Consider the following 8,857-nt stretch of genomic DNA (forward strand, 5'->3'; position numbering starts at 1 on the left):
GTTATGTCATTTCCCCTGCTGACGGCCACGGCCCTGCTGCCGGCGATCGGTGCACTCGCCACCGCCGCGATGCCCGCCGCCCGGCGCACCACCGCCAAGTGGCTCGCCCTGGCGACGTCGTTGGCCACCCTGCTGCTGGTCGCCGTGGTGGTGCTGCGGTTCGACACCGGCTCCGGTGCGGACCGCTACCAGCTGACCGAGTCGCACGCGTGGATCCCGGACTTCGGGGTCCGCTACGAGCTCGGGGTGGACGGCATCGCCGTCGCGATGCTCGCACTCACCGCGGTACTCATCCCGTTCCTCATCGGCGCCGGCTGGAACGACGCCGAGCCCGATGAGCGTTCGGCGGGCACCGGTGGCACCGCCACCGCCCAGGCCACCCGTACCCGGCGGCCCACCCAGACCTTCTTCGCCCTGATCCTCATGGTCGAGGCAATGGTCATCATGTCCTTCGTCGCGACGGACATCTTCCTGTTCTACATCTTCTTCGAAGCCATGCTCATCCCGATGTACTTCCTCATCGGCGGCTTCGGGGACCGGGCCGGCGGGCTGAGCACGGACGAGCAGGCCAAGCAGCGGACCTACGCCGCGGTGAAGTTCCTGCTGTACAACCTGGCCGGCGGGCTCATCATGCTGGCCGCGGTGGTGGCGCTGTACGTGGCCACCGCCGACCAGCTCGGCGCCGGCACCTTCTCGCTGCAGGCCATCACCGAGGCCCGGGCCACGGGGGAGCTGACGTTCGCCCAGAACACCGAGCGGCTGATGTTCCTCGGCTTCTTCATCGCCTTCGCCGTGAAGGCTCCGCTGTGGCCGCTGCACACCTGGCTGCCCAACGCGATGGGGGAGTCCACCGCCCCGGTTGCCGTGCTGATCACCGCGATCGTCGACAAGGTCGGCACCTTCGCGATGCTCCGCTTCTGCCTCGGCCTGTTCCCGGAGGCCAGCGCCTGGGCCACCCCGGTGGTGCTCGGACTCGCGCTCGTCAGCATCGTCTACGGCGCGCTGCTCGCCCTGGGCCAGCGGGACATGAAGCGGCTGATCGCCTACGCCTCGATCAGCCACTTCGGCTTCATCGTGCTCGGCATCTTCGCGATGACCAGCCAGGGCCAGAGCGGCGCCACGCTGTACATGATCAACCACGGTGTCGCCACCGCCGTCCTGATGCTGGTCGCCGGATTCCTGATCTCCCGGCACGGTTCGCGGCTCATCGGTGACTACGGCGGGGTGCAGAAGACCGCCCCGGTGCTGGCGGGCACCTTCCTCATCGGCGGTCTGGCAACCCTCTCGCTCCCCGGCACCGGGCCGTTCATCAGTGAATTCCTGGTGCTCGTCGGCACCTTCGTCCGGTACCCGGCAGTCGCGATCATCGCCTGCGCCGGCATCGTGCTGGCCGCGCTCTACGTGCTGATCCTCTATCAGCGGACGATGACGGGCCCGGTGCGGCCCGGCCTCGAGAAGCTGCCCGACCTGCGCCCCCGGGAACTCGCCGTGGTGGCACCGCTGATCGCGCTGCTGCTCTTCCTGGGCGTCTTCCCGGCCCCGGTCACCGACATCGTCAACCCGGCCGTGGAGCACACGCTTTCCGATGTCGGCGAGACCGACCCCGAACCGACCGTGCCGATTGACACCCTGGAGGCCTCACAGTGAGCACCGCGGAAGGTTTCCACGCCACGTGGGCCGTGTCGCAAGAGGCACTGCAGGCCCCGCAGATCGAGTGGGTCGCGCTCTCCCCGAGCCTGATCGTGCTCAGCGCCGCCGTGGTCGGCGTGCTCATCGAGGCGTTCGCCCCGCGCCGTTACCGGTACGGCAGCCAGGCCCTGCTGGCCGTGCTGGCGCTGGCCGCGGCCTTCGCAGCCGTCGTCGGGCTGGCCGCGAGCGGCCACGCCGGCACCGAGGCCCAGATCGCCGGGATGGGCGCGCTGGCCGTGGACGGCCCGGCCCTGTTCCTCCAGGGCATCCTTCTGCTGGTCGGTCTGCTCTCGGTCTTCCTGTTCGCCGAACGCCGGCTCGACCCGGCCGAACACGGCTCCCGGGTGGACTCGTTCGCCGCCCAGGCGGCTGCCCTTCCGGGCGGTGAGGCGGAGCGGGTCGCGGTCAAGGCGGGGCACACCACCACCGAGATCTTCCCGCTGCTGCTGTTCGCCACCGGCGGCATGCTGATCTTCCCGGCGGCCAACGACCTGCTGGTCCTCTTCATCGCCCTGGAGGTCTTCTCCCTCCCGCTGTACCTGCTGTGCGCCCTCGCCCGCCGGCGGCGGCTGCTCTCCCAGGAGTCGGCGGTCAAGTACTTCCTGCTCGGCGCCTTCGCCTCGGCCTTCCTGCTGTTCGGCATCGCCCTGCTCTACGGCTACGCCGGCACCGTGTCCTACGCGGGCATCGCCGACGTGGTCGCCGGTACTCCGCCGGCCATGGACCCGGGCCTGGCGACCACCATGGGCAACGACGCCTACCTGCTCATCGGCGGCGCGATGGTGCTGATGGGCCTGCTGTTCAAGGTCGGCGCCGTGCCGTTCCACATGTGGACGCCCGACGTCTACCAGGGCGCTCCCACCCCGGTCACCGGCTTCATGGCGGCAGCCACCAAGGTCGCCGCGTTCGGTGCCCTGCTGCGGCTGCTCTACGTGGTTCTGCCGGGGCTCCGCTGGGACTGGGAACCGGTGCTGTGGGGCGTGTCCATCGCCTCCATGGTCGCCGGTGCGATCGTGGCCATCACGCAGACCGATGTGAAGCGGCTGCTCGCCTACTCCTCGATCGCGCACGCCGGTTTCATCCTGGCGGGTGTGGTGGCCATCAGCCCGGAGGGCATTTCCTCGGTGCTGTTCTACCTGGCGGCCTACTCCTTCGTGACACTGGGCGCCTTCGCCGTCATCACGCTGGTCAGGGACTCCGGCGGGGAGGCCACCCACCTGTCGAAGTGGGCCGGGATGGGCCGGCGTTCTCCGCTGCTGGCCGGTGTCTTCGCGCTCTTCCTGCTGGCCTTCGCGGGCATTCCGCTGACCTCCGGCTTCGCCGGAAAGTTCGCGGTGTTCAAGGCGGCCGCGGAAGCCGGGGCGATGGGCCTGGTGATCGTCGGTGTGATCGCGTCGGCCATCGCGGCCTTCTTCTACGTCCGTGTGATCGTGCTGATGTTCTTCAGTGACCCGCAGCCGGGCGGCCCGTCCGTGGTCATCCCCAGCCCGCTGACGAGCTCCGTCGTCGGGCTGGCCGCCGTGGTCACCGTGGTGCTCGGGGTCGCTCCGCAGTACTTCCTCGACCTGGCCGGCCAGGCCGGGGTCTTCGTGCGGTAAGGCGGCTCCGTTCCACGCATGGCCGAGGCCCGGCCCCCCAAGGAGCGGGGGCCGGGCCTCAGCCGTATGTCCGTCCTCCGGCCCGGCGCGCGGGCCGGAGAGACGTCGCGCGGCCGGTGGTCAGTTGCCGGGACCGTCCAGGTCCACGCCACCGAGATCGCCGAGGTCGCCCAGCTCTCCGAGGTCCCCGAAGTCCGCGAGGTCCCCGAAGTCCCCGAAGTCCGCGAGGTCCCCGAAGTCGGCGATGCTGCCGAGCTCCGCCGAGCTCAGGGCCAGGCCGTAGCTCTCGTCCTCGCCGGTGTGCCAGGTCACGTTCAGCGTCTTCCCGGACAGCCCTGCGGTGGCCGCGGTCCAGTTGCCGCCCGCTCCGCAGTCCAGGGCGAGTGCGAGCGTGTCGCCCGCCTCGGTGGCCGTGCCGACGCAGAGATCCTCGGTGCTGCCGGGAATGAACGTGGCCGCGCCCTCCGCAAGGATCAGCACATTGGCCGTGTCACCCTCTCCGGTCACCCACATGCCCTCGGTGCTGCCGGCCTCGTCCGCCTGACCGTCCGATCCGTCCTCTGCCCCGTCCTCGGAGGTCTCCTCCGCGATCCGGTCCGCTGCCGTCCCCTCGCCGTTGTCCGCGTCACCGTTGTCACTGCCGCAGCCGGTGAGCATCAGAGCGGCTGCCACCGCGACCACGGGTGCTGCCAGACGTACTGCTTTGGCCATGTGAGGTCTCCCCCTCCGAGAAATTCGAACGACCGCAACCTACCGTGTGCGGGCGGCCGGGGGCCGGGGTGCCCGGAGGGAGCCGTTCGCCCCGGCCCCCGGTGGCCGGCAGCGGGAGGTCACCCGGTCGCCGGAGACACCCGTCCGGAGACCTCGCCCAGGCCGATCCGGGAGCCGTTCGCCGCCGGGGCCCACGCGCTGATGGTCACCTCGTCCCCGTCCTCCAGGAAGGTCCGCTGCTCGTCACCGACCATGATCGGGTCGCGGCCCGACCAGGTCAGTTCCAGCAGGCAGCCGCGCTGGCCGGGCTCCGGTCCGCTGACCGTGCCCGAGGCGAACAGGTCACCGGTACGCAGGCTCGCGCCGTTCACCGTCAGGTGGGCCAGCTGCTGGGCCGCCGTCCAGTACATCGTGGAGAACGGCGGCTCGGCGATCACGTGACCGTTCAGCCGGACCTCGATGCGCAGGTCCAGGCCGGCCGGCTCCGCCGCGCTGTCGTCGAGATACGGCAGCAGCGGGTGGGTCCGCTCCGGGGGAGCGACCCGGGCGCCCTCCAGCGCCTCCAGGGGCGTGATCCAGGGGGAGACGGAGGTGGCGAAGGACTTTCCGAGGAACGGTCCGAGGGGGACGTACTCCCAGGCCTGGATGTCGCGGGCCGACCAGTCGTTCACCAGGCAGACGCCGAAGACGTGCTCCCGGAACGCGGACTGCGGGACCGCCTCGCCGAGCTCGGAGGGGGTGCCCACCACGAAGCCGACCTCGGCCTCGATGTCGAGGCGCCGGGACGGACCGAAGCCGGGGCTCGCGGCGTCCGGCGCCTTGCGCTGTCCCTGCGGGCGGATGACCGGAGTGCCGGAGACCACCACGGTGCCGGCCCGCCCGTGGTAGCCGATCGGCAGATGCTTCCAGTTCGGGGTGAGCGGCTCACTGTCGGGGCGGAACATCCGGCCCACGTTGGAGGCGTGATGCTCGCTGGCGTAGAAGTCGACGTAGTCGGCCACGGTGTACGGCAGGTGCGGCGTCACCTCGTCCAGGGGGTGGAGCAATCCCCGGGAGCCGAGAATCTCGCGGTGTGCCGGGGAGGTGAGCCACAGCCGGAGATCGGCCCGGACGGCTCGCCAGGTGGGGTGGCCGGCGGCCATCAGCAGGTCCAGGGAGGGCTGCGACAGCAGCTCCGTGTGCGGAGAGTTCATCGCGGCTGCGGAGGCCCCGACGTCGAGGACGGCCGTGCCGTACCGGACCCCGATGCGGCGCCGGTCGGGCGCGTCAGCGGTGGTGAAGACACCGTAGGGAAGATTGTCCGGACCGAAGAGATCATCCTCGGCCACGTCGAGCAGGCTCAGGTCAGACATGGCCACACCCTAGTGCGGTGACAGCCGGTGTCTGCCGCCGCGACGGGGCGGCCTTGGCAGACACGGCACGGGTGCGGCACGCTGTTCGGGGCCCGGCCGGCGGCGGCGGGAAGGGTATGCGCCGGTCGTGATCGTCGCCGGACCCGATACCCTGCGAGGAACAAGGCACCGGAGACAGGAGTAGCGCTCGTGACCGTCGTGGGGCCCTTCGGGGTGAGCGTGCGGGACCAGGCCCTGGAAGCCGATATCCAGGCTGGGCTGGCGGCTGTCGAAGCGGGGCTGATCGAGGCCACCAAGAGCGATGTGCCCTTCATCACGGAGACCGCGCAGCACCTGGTGCGTGCCGGGGGCAAACGCTTCCGGCCGCTGCTGGTGATGCTGGCGGCACAGTTCGCGGATCCGCACTCGCCGCGCGTGGTGCCTGCCGCGGTCGTCGTCGAGCTGACCCATCTGGCCACGCTCTACCACGACGACATCATGGACGAGGCCGAGGTGCGCCGCGGGGTGCCCAGTGCGAACGCCCGCTGGGACAACTCGGTGGCCGTTCTCACCGGCGATTTTCTCTTCGCCCGCGCCTCCAGCATCGTGGCCGGGCTCGGGCCGGAAGCGGTCCGTATCCAGGCCGAGGCGTTCGAGCGGCTGGTGACCGGCCAGATCCAGGAGACCGCGGGTCCGCCGCCCGGGGCCGACCCCGTCGCGCACTATCTGGACGTGATCGCGGGCAAGACGGGTTCGCTGATCGCGGTGTCCGGGCGCTTCGGTGCGCTGATGGCCGGCGCGGACGAGGCGACGGTCGACATCCTCACCCAGTTCGGCGAACGGATCGGGGTGGCCTTCCAGCTGGCCGACGATGTGCTCGACATCGCGAGCGACAGCGAGGAGTCAGGCAAGACCCCGGGCACCGACCTGCGGGAGGGCATCCCCACCCTGCCGGTGCTGCGGCTCCGGGAGCACGCCGCGGCCGGCGGTTCCGTCGAGGACCGTGCGCTGGTCGAGCTGCTGGACGGTGACCTCACCGACCCCGGGCGGCACGCCGAGGCGCTGGCCGGGCTGCGGCTCCACCCCGCGCTGGCCCATGCCCGCGGCGACGCCCTGCGGTACGCCGGGGCCGCCAGGGACACCCTGGCATCGCTGCCGTCAGTGCCCGCCAGGGCCGCTCTCGCGGCGCTCTGCGACGCGGTCGCCGACCGGGCGTCCTGACAGCACCGCCCGGGCGCTGCTTCGGCACTGTCCGGGCACTGCTTCGGCACCGCCCGGGCACGTGACGGCAGGGGCGCACAGCGGGGGCAGGGAACACCCCTAAGGGGCGCACGCCCGGGATGCCGTGCCTGGTCATCCCCGGGGAGGAGCCAGAACCGGCCCAGCGGCCGATGCCCCGCGATGTCCGGTACCGGAAGAATCAAGGGTGTCAGGAGGCGACCGGGGGACGATCGCTGATCGCCGAACAGATGGGGATGTCAGATGGCACTGCACAGGAACCTCCGACGGGCTCTCGTACCGACCGCTGTGGTCGCCGGGGTGGCCGCGGTCGGCGCGGGCCTGTACCCGGCTCTCGCCAGCGACGGCAGCCCGGAGCTGCCCGAGGTGACCGCCGAGGAACTGCTCGTCAAGATCGCGGAGTCGGACACCGAGCAGCTGTCCGGCACTGTCCGGGTCAGCGTCGACTTCGGCTTCCCGGGGATGGACCGGATGGCCGGCGCGCTGGACGGCCCCGTGGGCCGGCTCGCGAGCGTGGTCGCCGGGGACAGCACGCTGCGGGTCGCGGTGGACGGGCCGGACCGTCAGCGGCTGGCGATCGTGGACGGCTCCGACGAGTTCAGCATCATCCACAAGACGGGTGACCTCTGGGCCTACGACAGCGCGAGCAACACGGCCTACCGGGCCACCGCTCCGGAGTACCGGGAGCACGCCGGGGGGACCGGGGCGGGGGCCTTCGGCTTCGACTCGGGTCTGACCCCGCAGGAGGTGACCGACCAGCTGCTGGCCGATGCCGGGGAGTACGCCGACATATCCGTCGAGGGCACCGCACGGGTGGCCGGACAGGCCGCGTACCAGTTGCTCGTCGAGCCGAAGGACGGAGACGGCTCGGTGGAGTCGGTGCGGGTCGCGGTGGACGCCGAGACCGGCGTTCCGCTGGCGGTCACCGTCAAGGGTTCGGGCAAGCCGCTGCTCGATGTGTCGTTCTCCCAGATCAACTACGAGCGTCCGGCGGGCGGCAGCTTCGACTTCACGCCGCCGAAGGACGCCACGGTCATCGACCTGAACGAGGGCGGCTCCCTCGAAGGGCTGTTCCCGGGCTTCCTCGGCCACTTCTGAGACCTGGCGGCACGGCCGCCTTCCCGAGCCCTCGTTCACCCCGGTCCCTGGTGAGCGGGGGCTCACCCGTGCGGTGTCACCGGCGGGTGGTGAGGGGCTCCGGCGTGCCGTCGCTGGGTTGCACGGCTGCCGCGGCGGCCGGGTCGGCCGCCGCGGCCCGGGCGGCGGCGTGCCGGAGGGCCACCCGGCCGCGGTGCTGGTTCCGCAGCGCGTCCCAGGTCAGCAGGCACAGGGCGGTCCACACCAGCAGGAAGCCGGTCCAGCGCTCGGGCGGCATCTCCTCCCCGAAGGCCAGCAGGCCGAGCAGGAACATCGTCGACGGGGCGATGTACTGCAGGAGGCCGACGGTGGACAGCGGCACCCGTACGGTCGCGGCTCCGAAGAAGATCAGCGGCAGGGCGGTGGCCAGCCCGGTGCCGACCAGCAGCAGGGTGTGACCGGTGCCCTCGGTCGTGAAGGTGGAGTCGCCGCGGGCGGCCAGCAGGACGAGGAAACCGAAGGCGGGCAGGAACTGCAGTGCGGAGTCGGCGCTGAAGCCTTCCAGGCCGTCGAGCGCGGTCTGCTTCTTCACCAGCCCATAGGCGGCGAAGGTCACGCTCAAGGCCAGCGACAGCCACGGCACCTGGCCGTAGGCCACGCTCATCACGACGACCGCCAGTGCGCCGATCCCGACGGCCGCCCACTGGAGGGGGCGCAGCCGCTCACGCAGCAGCAGCACGCCGATGGCGATGGTGATCAGCGGGTTGATGAAGTAGCCCAGCGAGGCCTCGATGACCCGGTCCTGGGAGACCGCCCAGATGAACATGTACCAGTTGGCCGATATCAGGGTGGCGGAGAGAGTCAGCAGGCCGAGCCGCTTCGGCTGGCGCAGCAGCGGCCGTATCCATGACCACTTGCGGACCAGGGCCAGGATGAGTACGGCGGTCGGCAGTGACCAGACCATGCGGTGCGCCAGCACCTCGGAGGCGGCGGTGGCCTCCAGCAGGTGCCAGTAGAGGGGGAGCAGCCCCCACATGCCGAAGGCCGCGAAGGCGTACAGCAGCCCCGCGCGATCCGTTGTGGACGATGCCACCGTTGCCTCCCGAGTCCGGTCCCCCGAGGACGGTAAGCGTCCGCGCCCCCGTCTGTCATTCCCGTTTCACTCCATGGTCCTGTCGGTGACCAGGGGTGAGCAAGGTGAGCCGGGCTGAC

General features: G+C 71.1%; 7 protein-coding genes. 4 read left to right on the plus strand and 3 right to left on the minus strand.

The features are described from left to right. Window positions 1–3 precede the first annotated feature (3 nt). Complete coding sequence (locus tag PJ985_RS22155) at window positions 4–1,647, plus strand: NADH-quinone oxidoreductase subunit M (RefSeq protein WP_271685658.1); 1,644 nt, start codon at window positions 4–6, stop codon at window positions 1,645–1,647. Continuing rightward, window positions 1,644–3,287 carry an NADH-quinone oxidoreductase subunit NuoN gene (nuoN, locus tag PJ985_RS22160; protein ID WP_271685659.1) on the plus strand — a complete coding sequence of 548 codons (1,644 nt, stop codon included), beginning with the start codon at window positions 1,644–1,646 and terminating at the stop codon, window positions 3,285–3,287. Before PJ985_RS22155 ends, nuoN begins: the two co-directional genes overlap by 4 nt. Before the next feature lie 120 nt (window positions 3,288–3,407). Here the strand turns inward: nuoN and PJ985_RS22165 are convergent, their stop codons facing one another. Both PJ985_RS22165 and fahA read right to left on the minus strand, forming a co-directional pair. Further along, window positions 3,408–3,998: a hypothetical protein gene (locus PJ985_RS22165; RefSeq protein ID WP_271685660.1), complete on the minus strand. Its 591-nt coding sequence runs from the start codon at window positions 3,996–3,998 to the stop codon at window positions 3,408–3,410. A gap of 119 nt (window positions 3,999–4,117) precedes the next feature. Next, window positions 4,118–5,350 carry a fumarylacetoacetase gene (fahA, locus tag PJ985_RS22170; RefSeq protein ID WP_271685661.1) on the minus strand — a complete coding sequence of 411 codons (1,233 nt, stop codon included), beginning with the start codon at window positions 5,348–5,350 and terminating at the stop codon, window positions 4,118–4,120. 189 nt (window positions 5,351–5,539) lie between these two features. Between fahA and PJ985_RS22175 the strand changes: the two genes are divergently transcribed. Both PJ985_RS22175 and PJ985_RS22180 read left to right on the plus strand, forming a co-directional pair. After that, the gene (locus PJ985_RS22175; protein WP_271685662.1) at window positions 5,540–6,550 is read left to right on the plus strand and encodes a polyprenyl synthetase family protein; all 1,011 of its coding nucleotides are present in this window, start codon (window positions 5,540–5,542) and stop codon (window positions 6,548–6,550) included. A gap of 261 nt (window positions 6,551–6,811) precedes the next feature. Then, window positions 6,812–7,666 carry a LolA family protein gene (locus tag PJ985_RS22180; protein WP_271685663.1) on the plus strand — a complete coding sequence of 285 codons (855 nt, stop codon included), beginning with the start codon at window positions 6,812–6,814 and terminating at the stop codon, window positions 7,664–7,666. A gap of 76 nt (window positions 7,667–7,742) precedes the next feature. Here the strand turns inward: PJ985_RS22180 and rarD are convergent, their stop codons facing one another. Then, complete coding sequence (gene rarD, locus PJ985_RS22185; protein ID WP_271685664.1) at window positions 7,743–8,738, minus strand: EamA family transporter RarD; 996 nt, start codon at window positions 8,736–8,738, stop codon at window positions 7,743–7,745. Between the last annotated feature and the right edge of the window lie 119 nt (window positions 8,739–8,857).

This window comes from Streptomyces sp. ACA25 (assembly GCF_028200735.1).
GTDB lineage: Bacteria > Actinomycetota > Actinomycetes > Streptomycetales > Streptomycetaceae > Streptomyces.

Coding starts and splice junctions, on each gene's coding strand:
- PJ985_RS22155 (WP_271685658.1), top strand. CDS start 4: ATGTCATTTCCCCTGCTGACGGCCACGGCCCTGCTGCCGGCGATCGGT.
- fahA (WP_271685661.1), bottom strand. CDS start 5,350: ATGTCTGACCTGAGCCTGCTCGACGTGGCCGAGGATGATCTCTTCGGT.
- PJ985_RS22180 (WP_271685663.1), top strand. CDS start 6,812: ATGGCACTGCACAGGAACCTCCGACGGGCTCTCGTACCGACCGCTGTG.
- PJ985_RS22165 (WP_271685660.1), bottom strand. CDS start 3,998: ATGGCCAAAGCAGTACGTCTGGCAGCACCCGTGGTCGCGGTGGCAGCC.